This is a genomic window from Vicinamibacteria bacterium, assembly GCA_035620555.1.
Lineage (GTDB): Bacteria > Acidobacteriota > Vicinamibacteria > Marinacidobacterales > SMYC01 > DASPGQ01.
This window is the reverse complement of the sequence record DASPGQ010000084.1, coordinates 1-17083: the sequence shown is the minus strand read 5'-3', so window position 1 is coordinate 17083 and position 17083 is coordinate 1. Positions and strand designations below refer to the sequence as shown.

The window sequence follows — 17083 nt, the reverse complement described above, 5'->3', positions numbered from 1 at the left end:
GATCCGAACGATGTCTCGTTCGTCCTGAGAAAGCATCTCGAAATCCACGGAAAAGAAGTAGCTGACCATACGGTCGTTGGCTACTTCCTCGAGAGCGTCGCCGACATCTTCCAGCTCGAGGTAACGCTTGCAAACGAGCTGAATGAGATAGGGGTGGTTGTCACAATGCTCGCGGATGGTGGCGACGGTCCGATCATCGAACCGCGGGCGAGACGAGCCGTCGAGGTTCTGCTGGCGAATCAACGACGTGGCCTCGTCGTCGGAGAGAGCCCGGATGTAGAGAGGCGGCGTGAACCCGTGGAGGAAAGGTGAGGTGTCACCTTTTTGCTCGGCCAGGGCCCAGAGCCGAATCGTCGATGCCAATACCGATCGGATTCCCTCACGCGACTGCATTTCGCGCCGGAGCTTTCGCAAGAGGGACGGCTCCTTCTCGTTCAGACGGATCAGCTCCTCCACCTCGTCGCAGAGCAGTAGGAGCCGCAGATTCCTCGCTCTCAGCTGGCGACGAAGGTGTCCCAGCGATACGAAGAGATCGTCGGCTTGGATCTTCTCCAGGGACAGGCCGACCTGCTCGAGACGCTCCTCGGCGTCTAGAAGGGCGTCGGCGAAATCCGCATGGAGCTCGTCAGGATCCTCGGCCCCCTGGAGATCCCAGAATATGGGAAAGTATCCACGCTCGGGAGACGAAGCGGTGATCTGCTCGACCTGCTTGAGCAGGGATGTCTTTCCGATCCGGCGCGTTCCCAGAAGCCACAACCAGTTCCTCGGACCGTCCAGGATCTCGGCGATCTCGTCGGCCCGTCCGTAGAATTTCTCGCCTCGCACCCACTGGCCGACCACGTAAGGGATGGCTTTCACTCGATTCAGGCCTCCGGGGAGAGACCGATGGCATCCACATCCGCGAGGGTGATGGTCCGCCGGTTCTCTTCATGCGCGCGATTCACCAAGGCGACGCAGAGTTTCTGGATCAGGTAGGGCTTGCACTCGGTGACGGAGAGGATCCGGTCCACACAACCGTCCTCGAGCTTGAATACGCCCCGGATGGGACGCTCGATGAGCTCTTCGGCGTCTTCGCGTCGGAACGGCTGGACTTCGATCTCCTCGAAGAAGTTGTACCAGGGACTTCCTTCTCTTTCCCACTGCTTCTTGATCTCGACGCCGGAGACGACCGAGACCAGACTCTCGGCGAAGCTCTTCATGAACAGGCTTCTCAATTTCTGGTTGATCTTTGGGTCATAGTCGTTGAGCTCGTCGACCTCATCGATCAACAGCACCAGCTTCACCCGCTTCGAGCTCTTCTCCTTGAGCCTCTTCAGGATTCGATGAATGTCACGGACGAAGTCGCGGTAGGTGTAGCCAGTTCCACCCTCGACGGCAGCGGGGGCCTCGAGTCCATCGAGCACGGGAGCGAGATCGTGAAAGATGTCGTCCGCCAGCGTCCGGAAGAATCGATCCTCGGGAGTGCCCTGAAGATCGATATAGACGGGATAGAAATCATAGATGGGATCGTCGAGGCGCTCGAGCCTCTTCTTGAGCTGATGCTGGATCGAGGTCTTGCCGATGCGTCTCTCTCCGTAGAGCAGGAGGCTGTTGTTGTGGATCGTCTGGAGAATCCGATCGATCAGCCGGGCGCGGCCGAAGAAGAGGTTCTCGTCCAGCACCGGCGCGCCGGCGACGTAGGGATTGAAGCGGCGCTTGAGGAGCCGCTCCCGCTTTTGCGCCCGCCGGCCGTAGAGGAGCCCTCCGAAGCCCAGCAGGAGCGCACCGACGGTCAGGTAGAACCAGGGTGTCTGGTAGATGGGCCGCTCGTAGACGACGACGTACTCGCTGCTCGAGCTCAGGCTCTCCGCGTCGGTCGCCACCAACCGGAAAGTCGAGAGACCGGGGGGCAAGATCTCGTCAAGGGTGAACTCGGTGATGTAGTAATCCCCCAGCGGTTGGCTATTGCTCTCCCCGCGAATCTCCCGGTTCTCCCGATCGTAGAAGGCGACGTCCACGGGGGAGTCGTCGATGATGACGCCGCTCAGGCGAAAGTCGGACGTTCCGATCTGCTGGACCCGCGATCCATCATCGAGCTCCTGGCGGAAATCGGCGAAGCGAATGGCGGGGGGAATGTTTCCTCCCGTCCCGGTCCCCAGTAGCCTCCGGTTGATCGCCCGATAGGCTCTCGCCACCATCTCGAGGGCGCTGGCGTTGCCGGCATCCAATGCGAGCACGCGGTTCGCGCCGGAGAGCGCACTCTCGAACCGACTCGCCCCCATATCCGTTTCCGCTTCGGCCAGCATGCGATCGAGCGAGGCACGTCTCGATTTCTCCTGCTCGGTCCGAGCGCGAGCCTGGAGCAGACGGTCCTGGAGACGGATCGCTTCCTCGTTGGCAGGATCGAGGGCAACCACGGTCTGAAGTCGCGCCAGGGCGGCCTCGACGTTCCCTCGAGCTTCCAACTGCCCGACTTCCTTCAACCCATCGGCGACGAGATCGCTTCGCCGTCGAGCGTCCTCCCTTCCTTCGATGTCACGAAGGATTCTCGCCTGCGCGTCCTCCAGAAGGGACTGGACCTCGGGAGCCGACGAGAGAGCCGCGGCCTGCTTCAAAACGCTCGAGGCCTCGCTATAACGACCGGAGTCGAGGAGCGCACGACCCTCGTCGACCAAACGAGCCGCCCTCTCCTGGCGCTCGCGTTCGAGCTGCTGGCGGGCGATCTTGTCGAGCAGTCTCTCCCGAGCGGCCAAAGCCTCCTCGTCCTCGGGCGCCACCGACAGTCCCCGGCTCAGAGCCGTCATCGCCTCATCGAGCCGATCCCCGGCCTCGAGGCTCGACGCCTCCTCGAGGCTCGTTCTCACGATCTGTCGAACGCGTTGCTGCTCCTGGGCGAGGCGATCGTCACGTCCTTTCTCCGCCCGGTCGCGGAAGTCTCGGAGCTCGGCCAATCCGCTTTGGGCCTGGGTGACGGCTCCGAGTCTTTCTTCCGTCTCGAACGCCTGGAGGGCGGCATCGAACTGCCCGAGGTGGTAGTAGGCTATTCCGAGCTTGAGGTAAGGAAAGTACGAGATGATCTTCATCCCGTAGCTTCTCACCCGGGCTCCCGAATCGCCCTTCCTCTCGATGGCCTGGTTGATCTGAACGACCGCTTCTTCCCAGTTTTCGGTCTCGAGCGCTCTCTCGGCCTTCTCATAATGTTCGTACCAGGGGTCGGTCCAAGCTGGCGGTGTCGAGGCGGTGAGGACGAGGAAGAGAACGAGGACGGCAAGACGACGACGAAGAGCGAACTGGCCTCTTCGTGGTCGGGGGATCATTTCGAGGGAACGCTCACGACGAAGGTGGATCCTTTACCGAGCTGGCTGTGCACGCGAATCTCCCCGCCTTGCTTCTGAACGACCTGACGGGCGGTGAAGAGACCCCAGTCTCCGGTCGAGATACGTCCGTCGGCGATCTGGAAAGCGGGGTTGAACAGACGCGTCACCTGGTCGGGTGTCATTCCGCCGCCGTTGTCCTCGATCCGGATTACGAGCCGATCTCCCGAAGCCTCGGTCGTGATGACGATCTTTCCGTAAGCGTCGTTTCGTCGGCATGCCTCGATCGCACACCGGAGCAAACCGGTGAGGCTCGAGCTCAAGGATTGCCGGTGACATCGAATCGACGGCAGCGGCACCGAGCGCAACTCGATATCGATGGACGGCTCTTGGGCCAGCGCCACCACGTCGGACAGCAGCTCGTTCAGATCGACCGTTTGCACCTCGGCACGATCCAGATTCGTGAAACGCTGGATGCGCCCGATCACCTCCTCCATCCGCTCCAAAGCCGCGTCGAGCGACTTCCGTAAATCGGCCTGCACCGCTTCCAGACGACCCCGCTCTTCGGACGTCGCCGAGCCCCTCCTCGCGGCGGCGCGCACCAGAGTGTCGACCGTGCTCTTCAGGGTCCCGAGCGGAGTGTTGAGCTCGTGGCTGAGCGCGGCGGCGAGACGGCCGAGACTCTCCACGTTCTCTGCGATCAACACCCGCCGTTGCATCTCCCATCGCTCCCGCTCGATCCGGATCCCGGCTACATTGGCCATGGCAGTCAACAGGCTCAGATCGTCGCTTCTGAACGTCCTCTCCTTGTCGACGGAGTCCAGATACATCAATCCGATGACACGTTCTTCCGTCTGCAACGGGACCGCGATCAGGGAATGCACCCCCTGCTCGATGATGGTCTGGCTTCTCTTCACCAGCTGGTCGTGAAGAGCGTCCGTTACCAGAAGGGACGTCTTCTCTTTCAAGACCTTGTCCCTGACGCGGGCGCTGATTTGAAGCCCCGGGCCCCGCGAGGCTTGCACCACCAACCGGTCTCCTTCATCGAGAGTCAGGAGAACTCCTCGCTCGGCGCCGACCGCCTCGAGCGAGAGGTCGAGGATGATGCGGAAGAGCTCTTGAAGCGGTCGTCTCACCGCGAGCTCGCGGCCGGCGCGCACGAACGCCCAGAGCGCGCTGACATGAGGTCCTCGTGCCTCGTCGGCGATTCGGCTCTGGGAACGTCCCGCCGACAGGACTTCCTCGAGCGACGTGCTCTCGGTGCTCGACTGCGCCTCGGCATCCGGCGGCTCGGATCTCACGCTGACACCTCTGCTTTGTCGGGAGAGAGCCAACGTCACGCAGCTCGCGGTGATGCGATCGCCGGGCTCGAGATCGTGCCGGCTCGTCACCAGGGCGCCGTTGACGAACGTGCCGTTCTTGCTGGCCAGGTTCTGGACGAACCATTGGTCTCCCTCTCTGTCGACAAACAGATGCTGTCGGGACAACCCTTCGTCCTCGGGAAAAGAAAGCGTGTTGGTCGCCGACCTGCCGAGAAAGATTCGACGGCCTTCGAGACGCAGGGAGCTCGTATGGCCGGACGGCGCGGTGACGAGAAGCACGAGGCCCCGCCCCCGATCGCCGCGATCGGCCTTGGAACTGCCGGATTTGCGAGCCATCAACGCCTCGGTATCGAGAAAATCGTCGCTATTTCCTCGTTCGCGAGCAGAGACTCCACGTCTCGACGGAGCTCCAAGAAATCTGAAAACCGAGCCATTATAGGTTTTGATTCCGCCCGATGACAACTTGGGCGGCAAGCGAGACCGCACCCGCGCATATAATGACGCGGCTTCGTCACCGGAGTCGCTCTCGGAAAGGCCGCCTCCCCCGACCGGAGGAGAAATGAGCTCGCGTCCCGCGCGATCGTGTTCGATTCTTTTCGCAGCTCTTCTCGCCGCCCGCTCCGTCTGCGGTCAGGCGGAAGTGCCGACGATCTTCCAGTTCAGTCTTTCCAATCCCGGGGCGCGAAGCCTCGGGCTGGGTGGCGCCTTCGTTGCGCTCGCGGACGACGCCACCGCTGCCTTTGCCAATCCGGCGGGGCTGGTCCAGCTCGCGCGGCCGGAGGTTTCCGTGGAAGGACGGTTATGGAGCTACTCCACCCCCTTTACCGAAGCCGGACGGATCTCGGGCCAGCCTACGGGCGTTCTGCTCGACGTTTCGCCCGCGACCCGAACCGGGGTTTCCTCCGAGCTCGTCACCGGGCTGTCATTCATCTCCTTCACTTATCCGAAGGAAGATTGGTCCGTGGCCGTTTATCGGCATGAATCGGCGAATTTCGAAGCCGCGGCCGAGACCCAGGGTTTTTTTGCGGCCCCCCCTCTCCCCGACGACGATATCGTGACGCTCTCCTTCCAGGTTGATGACACGTTGCGACTTCCCGATCTCCGTCGGATTACCGATCTCGAGATCGTCACCTACGGATTCTCCGGCGCCTTCCGTCCCACCGAATCCTTCAGCGTCGGCGGGGGCGTCTCCTACTTCGATGGATCACTCCGCAGCACCGTTGATATCTTCGCTGCAGTCGATGAAACTCTGCCCCAGGGTCCTTTCGGCGGGAACGCTTACCGCGAGGCGGCTCGTGCTTTTACCGCCGACAGCACCGTCGACGACTCGGACTGGGGCTTTAACGGGGGATTCTTGTGGCACCTTTCCGACCGGTGGAACGTGGGTGGCTCCTACCGCGAAGGTCCACGGTTTGATTTGAGTAACCTTGAGATTTCCGGGCCGGCGCTCGAGCCGTTCGTGCCGGAGGGCACGGTGACCCTTAAAAGCACCACGCGGATCGGCTTTCCCGACGTGTTCAGTCTCGGGGTCGTCTACCAGCCGGAAGGGGGAGCGACCACCGTGAGTTTCGAATGGGACCGCGTCCAACATTCCAATCTCTTCGAAGGAGAGCCCGAATCACTCGAATTGGGCCTGCGGTTGGATGACGTCAACGAGCTTCACCTGGGCTTCGAGTACGTTTTCATCAACGCGACGCCCACGGTCGCGCTTCGTTTCGGTGCCTGGACGGATCCGGATCACCGCATCCGATACGTTGGGGATGACCCCGTCCTTCGAGCACTCTTTCCGGCAGGAGACGATGAAGTCCACTTCGCCGTCGGCTTCGGGATGGCTTTCAGCAAGTTCCAGATCGACGTCGGCGTCGATCTCTCGGATCTGGTGAATACGACTTCATTTTCGGCGATCTACAGTTTCTAGCCCTTCTGCCCGTGGGAGAACCTCAGGTCTTCCACTCGTCGTCTTCGGCGACGAGCGTCGCCTTGAGCCTCGTAACCGTCAGAAGCTCCATGATCCGCTTGCTGGGGTTGACGACCCGAAGCTTGCCCTCGTTGCGGGACACGCTCGTATAGCAGCGCACGATCTCGCCGAGTCCCGCACTGTCGACGTAGGGAACGTCGGCCAGGTTCAAGCCAATTCGCTTGTGCCCGGACTGCACGAGGCTTTCCACTTTCTCGCGCAGGATGTCGTCGCCATCGCCGATCATGAGCTTTCCCGAAAGGTCGAGCATCACGACGTCGCCTTCGTGCCTTTCTTCGATCTTCATTGGTGATTCACCTTTCCCGAGCTGGACTGCCACGTCCCAAACCCGCAGTCATGTCGGGTGAAGTTACCGCTGGTTGGGCCTGGAACACAAGTCTCTTGGCTCGTCGGGACGTCCGTCCACAGGTGGGGTCATCGATCCTGGCTGCGGGTGATCGCTCGATGAGCTGGGAGAGAATGGGCTCGCCGGACCCTCGCGCGATGCCGTTCTTGGGTATGTTTATGTTTTATGTTACCATACGATGAGTGAAACGAACGACAATCTACTTGGAACCCGAGCTAGAGGTGCGCCTTCAGCTCGAGGCCAAGCAACGGAAAATCCCAATGGCCGAGATCGTCCGGGAGGCGCTCAGACAGTACCTCGACAAGAGTCCGAAAAGACTTCCCCCGGGCGCGGGGGAATTCGAAAGCGCCTTCACGGACACCTCCGAGCGAGTCGACGAGGTCCTCACCGAGACGGGGTTTGGGGAATCGAGAAACTGACGTGTCGATCGTTCTCGATACCGGGGTGGTGTACGCTTATTACGATCGGCGCGACAGCTGGCACCGGAAGAGCGTCGACCTGATGAAGCGCGAGCCCGGTCAATTCGTCCTCCCGTCACCCGTCATTCCCGAGGTCGATCATCTGCTGGGCGTCAGATTGGGAAGCGCGGCGCGACGGACTTTCTATCTCGGACTCATCAATAGTTCGTATTTCATTTCCGATGTTCCGCCGGAAGGCTATCAGCGCATTCTCGATCTGAACGACCATTTCAACGAACTGGAGCTGGGTTTCGTCGATGCCTCCGTTGTCACGATTGCCGAGGCACTCGGGTTACGCCGCATTGCGACCACGGATCGGCGCCATTTTGAACCCTTGCGCAAGCCCTTTCGGCTCGAGCTGCTTCCCGAGTGATCGCGAAACGCTTCTTTGGCCAAATTCTCGTCTTGTCAATCGCGCTGCGGCGCGAGACTCGAAGACTTAGGGGTCAATCGTCGGCGAGAACGCGCACGGGTTCGGTGCTCGACGCCCGTCGGGCGGGCAGTCCGCAAGCGACTGCCGAGACCAGGATGACCATGCCGACGGTCGAGGCGATCACATCCACGTCGAAAGAAGACGCCTGATAGAGGATGCTCGAGAGAAAACGGCCGAGCACGAGCGAGGAGCTCAATCCCACCGCGGCGCCGATCGCGACGAGCAGCATCCCCTCGTGAAACACCGAACCGAGTATGCGCCCAGGCGTTGCCCCGAGCGCCATTCGAAGCCCAATCTCCCGGGACCGCCGCGATACGACGCCGGCGAGAACGCCATACAGGCCGATGCCCGACAGAGAAAGAGCGGACAGAGCGAAAGCGGCGGAGAGAATCCCGTTCGTCCGGAAGGGTCCCCGAGCCAGTCCCACGATCTCCGGGAAAGTCATGATGCCGTAGATCGGCTGCGCCGGATTGATTCTCTGAATCGCCTCTCCCACCGCCGCGACCGCTGCTGCTTCGGAGCCGGTGTATCGGACGATGAGATTCCCCTCACGGATCCCGGCTCCGAACTCCGGAGGCTGTTCCAGCGGAAGGTAAACCTCGGGGTACTGCGGTGAGGTGAGCTGATAGTTCAGCACGTGCTCCACGATTCCCACGATTTCCGCGAGCCGAGGCTCTTCGACGGTGCCGCCAATCGAGATCCGTTCGCCGAGGGCGCTGCGCCCGGGAAAGAGAGCCCTCTCGAGCATTTCGTCCACGACCGCCACTCGCGGTGATGAGTCGGTATCGCGTGCGTCGAGGATCCGCCCGCGCAGAAGTCGAATCCCCATCGTCGGGAAGTAGCCCGCGCTGACGATCTGGATCGAGGCGAGGATTTCATCCTCTTCGGGATCGCCTCCGGATGGCAATACACCCGCTTCGACGCCAGTGCTCACGAGGGGAAGCCCGGTGCTGACGGCGACGGATTCGAGGCCTGGGTTTGCTCGGAGCTCGGCGAGCACGTCGCGATAGAATCCCGCGGCCCGGCTCGGCTCGGCGAAATCGCTCGCGGGCAACGTTACCCGCGCCGCGAGCCGGCCCTCGGTGCGAAAACCTGGGGCGATGTCGAAAATGCGGAGGAAGGTCTTCACCAGCAAGCCGGTGGCAAGCAGCAGAATGACCGAAAGAGACACCTCCGAGACGACGAGGGCCTGCGCCAGTCGACGCCGACTACTGACGAGCGCCCGCGAAGATCCCGAAGACCGCTGGAGTCGAGTCTGGCGCGCGTCAAAGAGGGGCGCGAGTCCGAACAACAACCCGCTCAAGAGACAAACGGCGAGGGCGAAAACGAGATCCTCGGCACCGAACGATATCGCGTCGATCCTCGGGGTGTTCGTAGGCATGAGAGCTCGAACCAGATCGACACCCCAGCTCGCGCCGAGCGCGCCGAGAACACCGCCGAGAACGGAGAGCACGAGACTCTCGACCCCGAGCTGACGTAAGAGCCTCACACCGCTCGCGCCAAGCGCCGCGCGAGTCGCCATCTCCCGTGTCCGGCCACTCGCTTGCACGAGCAACAAGTTGGCCACGTTGACCCAGGCGATGAGAAGCAGGAGAAGTACACTTCCGCCGAGGGCCACGAGCGCGGGACGTGCGCGGCCCACCGATCGCTCGTGAAGGGGGCTGAGAACGGCCGGGTGTGGGTGGTCGTGCTCGCGGTCGATTTCCTGCGATATGCGCGCCATGTCGTCTTTGGCCTGGGCGAGCGAGACCCCCGGAAGGAGGCGCCCCACGACCCACAGCGCCGGGTGATCCCCGCGCTCGTCCCAGGGAAGCTCGTCCCGGAAAGACTGCATGGGTATCCAGAAGTCGATCGTGCGCGTCAGGAACTCGAACGCCTTAGGCATGACTCCGGCGACGGCGAACGGACGGTCGTTCAGATAGAGCGTGTGACCGATCGCGCGCTCCGCGCTCCCGAAGCGTTCCGTGGCGAACGCGCTTGCCAGGACGATCGCGTCTTCGCCGCCGGGAAGTCCGGAGCCCACGGCGGGAGCAACACCGAGGGTGTCGAAGAAATCGTCGCTGACCATGCCGCCCCGAGCCCGGAGCGGTCCCGAGTCGCTCCGGAGATTGAAGCTCTGGGCGCGAAATGCGGAGAGACTCTCGAAGCTGCGGTTCCGCTCGCGCCAGTCGCGAAAGTTTGGAATGGATACCGAGTAGATCTGGCTTCCATCCGCGTTCGACTCGGTGACGAAGACGAGCTCGTCCGGCGCCCTGAAATCGAGAGGTCTGAGCACCACGTCCGCGAGCACGGTGAACATGGTCGTCGCGGTACCGATGCCAAAAGCGAGCGTTGCCACCACGAGGATACTGACGGCAGGACGCCGGGCAAAGAGCCGCATCGCGTGCCGTATGTCGAGGAGCAATCCTTCCATCAATTCTTTCTCCTGAGCCTCCGCTAAAGCACGTTGGATGCCACCCTGCGATCCGCGCCAGCGCGCGAGTTTCGCTCGCCCGAATCGACTCCTGTTCGCTCGCGAGACAAGGCTGTCGCTCCCTGCGACAGACAGGACTCGGCTGCCGCCTCGCGCACGGCCGGCCTCATACGTGTTTTTTCCAGAAGCCGGGGTAGAGCGTCACGAATCCCGTTGGGTCCACGTCGAGCTCGGTGAGGAAACCGGATGCGCTCACGTATCGATAGCGGGAGGAATCGATGCGGTGGTAGCTCTGCTCCAGCGGCACCAGGTCGAAGCTCGGGAACCGAAGCCATGCGGCTCGGACGGCAGATCCCTGTCCGATCGGGAGGTTCAGTCGGCGAATGGGCAGGAGGTTCGTCGATGGACTGAAGTTGAGGTCGAGATCGAGGGCGCCTTCGACCGCCGAACAGTAGGTTTCTCCGAGCCACCAGCGCCCGCCCGCGGCCCGGATCTCGAGATCCACAGCCTCGCTCCCCAGCCAGCCAGAAACCGTGCCCCGTTGGGTCTCCCATCGGGAGTCGCACCGGATGACGTAGTCGAGACGGCAGGGCTTTCCGTCGTGCTCGAAGACCGCGGTCCCCTCGAGACGCCAGTCGTTCCCGCGGGAGTCGAGCCGGGCACACTCATGGCCGGAGCGATCCAGCCTCTGCCAGAGTATGGCGTTTGCGGGCACGACGTCTTACCACGAAGAATTCTACCGTACCGACGAGATTGACCGGTTGGGGAGCCGTGAACCGCTCGCCCCACGCTGGCTTGGTATTCGAGCTCCTCGTCGTTCTCTGAAGTACACTAGCCCTTGCAGGGTGATGTCGCCACGCCTTGTGCGAAGCTCATGCGGATAACACGATTACCACGCCCGTCACTGCGACCTTTCGTCATTCGGCTCTGGGCGGTCGATGAGCGGCGGGGGCAACGGTCGATGATCGGAGCTCGGGAGCATGTCCTGCCCACGGGCGGTATGCACCTGGTCTTTCGCCTTTCGGGTGAGCCGCTTCGCCTCTTCGACGACGACGAAGATCGCCACGGACGTTTACTCGGGCAGGCGGTCGTCGGTGGCGCCCGCTCGACGTTCTATTCAAAAGACATCTCCACGCCGACGTGCTCGGTAGGTGCGCAGCTTCGTCCCGGTGCCCCAGAGCTTCTGTTCGGCGCGACCGCACAAGACCTCTCCCATCGCCATACTCCTCTCCAGGACCTTTGGGGCTCGTCGGCCGATCACGCATACGAGCAGCTTCTCGACGCCGGCGAGCCCGAGCGACGGTTGGCGCAGCTCGAGTCTCTTCTCGCACGAAGACTCCCCACGGTACGCGGACTACACCCTGCGGTCGCCTGCGCTCTCGAGCGATTCGAAGAGTTGGACAGCGTCCATGCCGTCGTGAAGCAAAGTGGCTACAGCCATCGGCACTTCATCGCCCTTTTCCGCCGGGCCGTCGGTTTGTCTCCCAAAGTCTACGCGCGAGTCGCGCGGTTCCAGAGGGCGCTTCGGCATGTCGCCTCGGAAGGGGCGGCGTCCTGGGCCGCGATTGCTCTCGAAGCCGGCTACAGCGACCAGGCGCACTTCAATCGCGATTTTCTGGAGTTTGCCGGCGTGACGCCCTCGAGATACCGCAGAATCGCGCCCCCGTCCCCCTGCCACGTAGCGATGCCGTCGGCAAGGCATGAGGTCAAATTCCTTCAAGACGCGCGAATGTGGGCGGGCTAGACTCCCATCGGTGTTTCACCGAAAGGAGCGAAGTCGATGAAGATTCACGAGATGTTCCCTTACCTCTGCGTCTCGGACGCGAAGGCCGCCATTGATTTTTACGGCAACGTGTTCGGCGTGAGCGAGAAGTTTCGCTTGACCGAGCCGAGCGGCCGCGTCGGTCACGCCGAGCTCGATTTCAACGGCATGACGTTGATGTTGTCGGACGAATTCCCGGAGTTTGGAATCAGAGCGCCATCCACGGTCGGCCCGACCTCGATCGCGATTCATCTTCATGTCGACGACGCCGATGGGATGATTCGGAGGGCGGCGGACTTCGGCGCCACGGTAGAACGGGAGCCCAAAGACGAGTTCTACGGGGAGCGCTCCGGCTGCATTCGCGATCCTTTTGGTCACCGGTGGCTTATCGGCCACAGCATCGAGGAAGTCGCGCCCGAAGAAATGCAGCGTCGCTATACGGAATTGCTGGAGAAGAGCTGAGACGCGCGCGGGCTTCCCGTCAAAACCGGAGGCCCATGCTGAAAGTCAGTTTCAGGTTTCCACCCCAGAAGCTGTCTTCGGTCACCGCCTCGCGATCCCGGTTGATGGCGGGTGCCGGGTAGCGGAGAAGCAGATTGGAGAGATCCACGCGCACGAGGCTTCGCTCCGTCGGATAGAGCTCGATTCCACCTCCGAGATCGAGGGCGAAAACTGTTCGGCCCTCGGCGAGAACGCAGGAGAGCGGCGGCGGGAAGATGAGAATGCACGGGATCGGCTCGTGCGCTCCGGCGAACCGCACGAAGCCCGGTCGCGCCTTTCCGAAGACCGAGAAGCGGTTGAAGCGAGGTCCCACAGTAATTCCGAAAAGCCCCTCGAGCCGGGAGCGCGTGAAGGTGACCCGTTCGGGCACGTCTCCGGGGTAGAAGCTCAGCTCCCCTTCGATCCCGAGGAGCGGAGTCGCCCGATAACCGATTCTTCCCCCGAAGCCCAAATCCGTGGTGTCGAGCTCGTGTTGGAACGTCGTCGTCAGGAGGCCGCTCAATTCGATGCCGCGTTCCTGGGAGCGAGCGTTGCTTCCGAGCGAAAGAAGAATGATTGTAGTGACGATGGTGGTGTTTCTCATGTGTTCAGCACTCTCCGCGATTGTCGACTCTAGGCACGTCGTGGCCCGGAGCACAAGAATCCGAGAAATCAGCCTTGACAATTATACAGACCGGTCAGTATCATTCTCGAAATGAAGTACAGACAGGTCTGTATCATAATCAGCCGCTGCTCACCGGCGGGCTGAGAAGTCATCCGCGAGTCACTCGTTCTTGACGCAAGAAAATCGGAGGAATCAGACATGAGATACGCAGTGCTGGGCACCGGGATGGTTGGACAGACGCTGGGCGAGAAGCTGGTCGCTTTGGGACACGAAGTGATGATGGGCTCGCGCACTCAAGACAACGAGAATGCGCGGGCCTGGGCGGAAAGAGTGGGGGAGTCTGGGAAGACCGGAACGTTCCGAGACGCCGCGAAGTTTGGAGACGTGGTCCTGAACTGTACGCAGGGCACGGCCTCGCTCGACGTTCTCCGTCTGCTCGACCGTGCCGACCTCGCGGGAAAAGTGCTGATCGACGTCGCCAATCCGCTCGACTTCTCGCACGGCATGCCCCCCAGTTTGGCGATCTGCAACACCGACTCGCTCGGCGAAAGCATCCAGCGTGAGTTCGCCGAGGCGAGGGTTGTGAAAGCGCTGAACACCTGCAATTGCCGGGTCATGGTGGATCCCGGCCGCGTGAAGGGCGAGCACGACGTCTTCGTCTGCGGAAATGACGAGAGCGCCAAAGAGCACGTCAAAGCCCTGTTGCGGGAATTCGGGTGGCGATCGATCATCGATCTGGGGAACATCACCAACGCCCGAGCCACGGAACAGATGCTTCCGATCTGGCTCAGTCTCTCTCGCGTGTACGGGACGTACGATGTCAATTTCAAGATCGTTCACAATTGATTCGTGAGCTCGACTCACGACCGACGCTGCCTGTCGAACAGTCCGCGGGGGCTGCCATCGAACGAGATTCAGTAGTCGAGCTGGTATTTGTTGAGGCGCGAGTAGAACTGGGAACGGGTCAAGCCAAGAAGGCGCGCGGCCTTCGATTTGTTCCCCTTGGCTTGCTGCAGGGCCTTTTCGACCAGATCGCGGTCCATAGCAGCGAGGTTGACGCCGCCAGGAGGGATCAGAAACTTCGAGCTCGAGAAGCCGCTTCCATTCAGCCCAGCCGCGGGACGAGGGGCGCTCGAGAGGAGGTGCTCACGAGTGCGGCGCTCGTGAAGAATGACGGGTCTCTTGGCGCACGGGATTCGAAGGATGGCGCCGCCGTACGGCCGGAGTGATCTAGACTACCGAATGTCCGAGATCTACGTCAGCACCGATGTCGAGGCCGACGGGCCGATCCCCGGCCCCCACTCGATGCTGAGCTTCGGCTCCGCCGCCTATCGCGAGAACAAGACGCTCTTGAGCACCTTCTCGGCGAATCTCGAGACCCTTCCGGGCGCTTTCGGCCACCCCGACACGATGCGTTGGTGGCAAAAACAGCCCGAGGCCTGGGCTCGTTGCCGGGAGAACGTCCGTCCACCCGAAGAGGTGATGCCCGAGTACCTCCGTTGGCTCGAGAAGCTTCCTGCGCGGCCGGTCTTCGTCGCCTACCCAGCTGCCTACGACTTCATGTTCGTCTATTGGTACTTGATGCGTTTCACCGGTGAGAGCCCGTTCTCCCACTCCGCTCTCGACATCAAGACCTATGCGATGGCGATGCTGAAACGGGACTACCGTGACTCGGTCAAGAAGAACATGCCGCGCCGCTGGTTCGACGAGCTCCCTCACACCCACGTGGCGCTCGACGACGCCATTGCTCAGGGCGCGCTCTTCTGCAATATGCTTGCCGAGTCCCGAGGCGCCGCAGATCCCCCGGCCCGGGGATAGAGCTGTCGGATTCCTGACGTCCCGAATGAAATGAGTCGCGCAGCCGATGGAGGATGCCGAGGTGCTCGGTGAGTGAAGCATCGGGGATCACACACTGGCAGAGCTCGTCGAAGATGATTGCGTCGTCACGGGCTCGGTCTAGGTCCCGACCTCTTCGAGCTATAGGATGTTAATCCCGTGAACGACCGTGTGTTCGTCGTCCTGACGTTCGCTTCTGCCCTTGGCTGCGGGCTGACCGCCGGCGTGTTCTTCGCGTTCTCGTCGTTTGTGATGAAAGCACTGGCGCGGCTGCCGGTTCCGCAAGGGATCGCCGCGATGAACTCGATCAACGTCTTGGCGGTGAACCCCCTGTTCATGACGGCCCTGTTTGCCACGGCGGGCGCCTGCCTTCTGGTAGCCTTCTGGACGCTGGTTGCATGGCAGAGACCCGGCGGCGCGTATCTGCTCGTCGGCGCCGTTTTCTACGTCGTGGGCACGGTCCTCGTGACCATCGTCTTCAATGTGCCGCGGAACAATGCGCTGGGAGCGGTGAACCCGTCGAGTGCCGATGGCGCTCGCCTATGGGCTGACTACGTCACCAGCTGGACGGCGTGGAACCACGTGCGGACGATCGCGGCTCTTGTCGCGGCTGCCTTGTTCACTTTCGGGCTGTGCGTAACACACGTCAGGTGATTTCGCGGCTCCGGCGCACACCTACGTGCGAGATTGGCGAGCATCCAGGGTGCCCTGGATAAAAATAGTGCCGTCAGGCGAGGAGCCGGAGGCGATCCATCGGGTGACCGAGAGAGCGCCTCCGCCTTCTCATCTCCGCCCAGAGATCGCCGACCTCGGCCATGCGGCGGGCCATTGTCCGCAACGTGAACGTCCTAGGGCCAACCTCTCCTCGCTCGAGCTCCGCCCAGGTGCAGGGTGCTGACACCGGCGCTCCGGGCTTTGCCCGAACCGCGTAGGCCGCGGCAATCGTTGCCCCGTAGCCGTTGCGACCGGTATCGATGTAGATGCGCCCGCCCCGATTCGCCTTGTTGAACTCCTGGGTGAGGTTCTGCGGATCCCGCTTCACGAGGAGAGCCCCGACCCTTTGGGCGAAGCTCGCGACGTCATCCCATCCGGCGCGTGCATCGAGGGGCACGACGACATGGAAGCCCTTCCCGCCCGACGTCTTCACCCAGCTCGGAAGTCCCAGCTCATCCAGGAGCTCGCGAACGTCGAGCGCGGCCGAACGCAGGACGTCCGGCTCATCCTGGGACGGGTCGAGGTCGAAGACGCACAGATCCGGCTGATAAAGCTTCGGTACGCGCGACGTCCACACATGCGGAGTGATGCAGTTCTGGTTCGCGAGCCAGAGCAGCGATCTCTTGTTGCCCACGAGCGGAAATCGCACCGTGCCATCCTTCTTCGGGACCTCGACGCGCGAGAGCCAGTCGGGAGAGCCCCTGGGAACGTTCTTCTGGAAGAACCCCTTGTCGCCGATACCGGCCGGATAGCGCTCCATCGTGAGTGGCCGTCCGCGGAGGTACGGCAGCATGGCGGGCGCGATCGCCTCGTAGTAGGAGGCGATCTCGCCTTTCGTGATGCCGTCCGCGGAGAACAGCACCTTTTCCGGATGCGTGATCACGCCGTTTCGCGCACGACGTCGCGCGCCGATTTGTCTTCGCGCACACCGAGGAAGCGCGGATGGCGGAGCTTGTCGTGGGCGGTCCATTCGATGAAGCCGACCTGAACGACGAGCTCAGGACGCACCCAGTGAGCGCCGAGGCGAGGGAGTCCCTTCGCCCGCGTGAAAGGAGACTCTGGGACCTCGAGGCCATCGAGCCGCCTCCGAAGCAAAAGGAGCAGTTCCGTGGCGAGGCCAGTGCCGACCTTCCCCGCGAAAACGAAGTCCGGGTGCTCGAAGTATCCGACGAGAAGCGCACCCAGTCCTCGCCTTCGCCCCCGAGGCTCGGTGAAGCCGCCCACGACGAGCTCCTGGGTTGCCTCGCACTTCATCTTCAGCCAGTTGCGCGAGCGTCGGCTCTCGTAGGGCGATCCGCGCCTCTTCGCGATGACGCCCTCCCACCCCTCGCGACAGGCCCGCTCCCAGGGCTCCGGCTCATCGAGCCAAGACAGTCGATGAAGCGGTGGTCGAAGCGGGAGCTCGTCGAGGAGAGACTTCCGG

At 62.3% G+C, this 17083-nt stretch carries 18 protein-coding genes; 8 read left to right on the top strand and 10 right to left on the bottom strand.

Translation table 11 applies throughout. The features are described from left to right. The 3 genes from VEK15_03455 to VEK15_03445 all read right to left on the bottom strand — a co-directional run. A partial coding sequence (locus tag VEK15_03455; GenBank protein ID HXV59724.1) for a hypothetical protein occupies positions 1-858 on the bottom strand: 858 nt, incomplete at its 3' end. Between the two features lie 5 nt (positions 859-863). After that, positions 864-3296 carry an ATP-binding protein gene (locus VEK15_03450; GenBank protein HXV59723.1) on the bottom strand — a complete coding sequence of 811 codons (2433 nt, stop codon included), beginning with the start codon at positions 3294-3296 and terminating at the stop codon, positions 864-866. After that, positions 3293-4951, bottom strand: coding sequence for an ATP-binding protein (locus VEK15_03445; protein ID HXV59722.1), 1659 nt, complete (start codon positions 4949-4951; stop codon positions 3293-3295). Before VEK15_03445 ends, VEK15_03450 begins: the two co-directional genes overlap by 4 nt. Before the next feature lie 223 nt (positions 4952-5174). Here VEK15_03445 and VEK15_03440 point away from each other — a divergent pair, with 223 nt between their 5' ends. Next, positions 5175-6533, top strand: a complete 1359-nt coding sequence (locus tag VEK15_03440; GenBank protein ID HXV59721.1) for an outer membrane protein transport protein — start codon at positions 5175-5177, stop codon at positions 6531-6533. Between the two features lie 22 nt (positions 6534-6555). Here the strand turns inward: VEK15_03440 and VEK15_03435 are convergent, their stop codons facing one another. Further along, the gene (locus VEK15_03435; protein HXV59720.1) at positions 6556-6879 is read right to left on the bottom strand and encodes an STAS domain-containing protein; all 324 of its coding nucleotides are present in this window, start codon (positions 6877-6879) and stop codon (positions 6556-6558) included. Between the two features lie 242 nt (positions 6880-7121). Between VEK15_03435 and VEK15_03430 the strand changes: the two genes are divergently transcribed. Both VEK15_03430 and VEK15_03425 read left to right on the top strand, forming a co-directional pair. Next, the gene (locus VEK15_03430; protein HXV59719.1) at positions 7122-7358 is read left to right on the top strand and encodes a CopG family transcriptional regulator; all 237 of its coding nucleotides are present in this window, start codon (positions 7122-7124) and stop codon (positions 7356-7358) included. Position 7359: 1 nt separating this feature from the next. Continuing rightward, the gene (locus VEK15_03425; protein HXV59718.1) at positions 7360-7770 is read left to right on the top strand and encodes a PIN domain-containing protein; all 411 of its coding nucleotides are present in this window, start codon (positions 7360-7362) and stop codon (positions 7768-7770) included. A 73-nt stretch (positions 7771-7843) separates the two neighbouring features. Here VEK15_03425 and VEK15_03420 read toward each other — a convergent pair whose 3' ends face one another. Then, a complete protein-coding gene (locus VEK15_03420; GenBank protein ID HXV59717.1) occupies positions 7844-10243 on the bottom strand; it encodes an ABC transporter permease in 2400 nt (799 codons plus the stop codon). Between the two features lie 166 nt (positions 10244-10409). Continuing rightward, positions 10410-10958 carry a putative glycolipid-binding domain-containing protein gene (locus VEK15_03415; protein HXV59716.1) on the bottom strand — a complete coding sequence of 183 codons (549 nt, stop codon included), beginning with the start codon at positions 10956-10958 and terminating at the stop codon, positions 10410-10412. Between the two features lie 159 nt (positions 10959-11117). On the opposite strand from VEK15_03415, the gene VEK15_03410 reads away from it, so the two are divergent. Then, a complete protein-coding gene (locus VEK15_03410; protein HXV59715.1) occupies positions 11118-11987 on the top strand; it encodes an AraC family transcriptional regulator in 870 nt (289 codons plus the stop codon). A gap of 36 nt (positions 11988-12023) precedes the next feature. Then, the gene (locus VEK15_03405; protein ID HXV59714.1) at positions 12024-12467 is read left to right on the top strand and encodes a VOC family protein; all 444 of its coding nucleotides are present in this window, start codon (positions 12024-12026) and stop codon (positions 12465-12467) included. 19 nt (positions 12468-12486) lie between these two features. Here the strand turns inward: VEK15_03405 and VEK15_03400 are convergent, their stop codons facing one another. Next, positions 12487-13089, bottom strand: a complete 603-nt coding sequence (locus tag VEK15_03400; GenBank protein ID HXV59713.1) for an outer membrane beta-barrel protein — start codon at positions 13087-13089, stop codon at positions 12487-12489. A gap of 219 nt (positions 13090-13308) precedes the next feature. Between VEK15_03400 and VEK15_03395 the strand changes: the two genes are divergently transcribed. Continuing rightward, entirely contained in the window at positions 13309-13956 is a 648-nt protein-coding gene (locus VEK15_03395) for an NAD(P)-binding domain-containing protein (GenBank protein HXV59712.1), read from the top strand. A 68-nt stretch (positions 13957-14024) separates the two neighbouring features. Here the strand turns inward: VEK15_03395 and VEK15_03390 are convergent, their stop codons facing one another. Continuing rightward, a complete protein-coding gene (locus VEK15_03390) occupies positions 14025-14153 on the bottom strand; it encodes a helix-turn-helix domain-containing protein (GenBank protein HXV59711.1) in 129 nt (42 codons plus the stop codon). A 199-nt stretch (positions 14154-14352) separates the two neighbouring features. Here VEK15_03390 and VEK15_03385 point away from each other — a divergent pair, with 199 nt between their 5' ends. Next, positions 14353-14928 (top strand): exonuclease, encoded by a 576-nt coding sequence (locus VEK15_03385; GenBank protein ID HXV59710.1) that lies wholly within the window; start codon positions 14353-14355, stop codon positions 14926-14928. 177 nt (positions 14929-15105) lie between these two features. Continuing rightward, positions 15106-15600 (top strand): anthrone oxygenase family protein, encoded by a 495-nt coding sequence (locus tag VEK15_03380; protein ID HXV59709.1) that lies wholly within the window; start codon positions 15106-15108, stop codon positions 15598-15600. Between the two features lie 73 nt (positions 15601-15673). Here VEK15_03380 and ligD read toward each other — a convergent pair whose 3' ends face one another. Further along, on the bottom strand, positions 15674-16543 hold the full coding sequence (gene ligD, locus VEK15_03375; GenBank protein ID HXV59708.1) for a non-homologous end-joining DNA ligase: 870 nt from the start codon (positions 16541-16543) through the stop codon (positions 15674-15676). Next, a partial coding sequence (locus tag VEK15_03370; protein HXV59707.1) for an ATP-dependent DNA ligase occupies positions 16540-17083 on the bottom strand: 544 nt, incomplete at its 5' end. The genes ligD and VEK15_03370, both read right to left, overlap by 4 nt.

What these genes read in the sequence shown, in the direction of transcription:
- VEK15_03445 (HXV59722.1), bottom strand. Translation starts at nt 4,951, where the DNA reads ATGGCTCGCAAATCCGGCAGTTCCAAGGCCGATCGCGGCGATCGGGGG.
- VEK15_03410 (HXV59715.1), top strand. Translation starts at nt 11,118, where the DNA reads ATGCGGATAACACGATTACCACGCCCGTCACTGCGACCTTTCGTCATT.
- VEK15_03420 (HXV59717.1), bottom strand. Translation starts at nt 10,243, where the DNA reads ATGGAAGGATTGCTCCTCGACATACGGCACGCGATGCGGCTCTTTGCC.
- VEK15_03450 (HXV59723.1), bottom strand. Translation starts at nt 3,296, where the DNA reads ATGATCCCCCGACCACGAAGAGGCCAGTTCGCTCTTCGTCGTCGTCTT.
- VEK15_03435 (HXV59720.1), bottom strand. Translation starts at nt 6,879, where the DNA reads ATGAAGATCGAAGAAAGGCACGAAGGCGACGTCGTGATGCTCGACCTT.
- VEK15_03395 (HXV59712.1), top strand. Translation starts at nt 13,309, where the DNA reads ATGAGATACGCAGTGCTGGGCACCGGGATGGTTGGACAGACGCTGGGC.
- VEK15_03390 (HXV59711.1), bottom strand. Translation starts at nt 14,153, where the DNA reads ATGGACCGCGATCTGGTCGAAAAGGCCCTGCAGCAAGCCAAGGGGAAC.
- VEK15_03440 (HXV59721.1), top strand. Translation starts at nt 5,175, where the DNA reads ATGAGCTCGCGTCCCGCGCGATCGTGTTCGATTCTTTTCGCAGCTCTT.
- VEK15_03405 (HXV59714.1), top strand. Translation starts at nt 12,024, where the DNA reads ATGAAGATTCACGAGATGTTCCCTTACCTCTGCGTCTCGGACGCGAAG.
- VEK15_03385 (HXV59710.1), top strand. Translation starts at nt 14,353, where the DNA reads ATGTCCGAGATCTACGTCAGCACCGATGTCGAGGCCGACGGGCCGATC.
- VEK15_03400 (HXV59713.1), bottom strand. Translation starts at nt 13,089, where the DNA reads ATGAGAAACACCACCATCGTCACTACAATCATTCTTCTTTCGCTCGGA.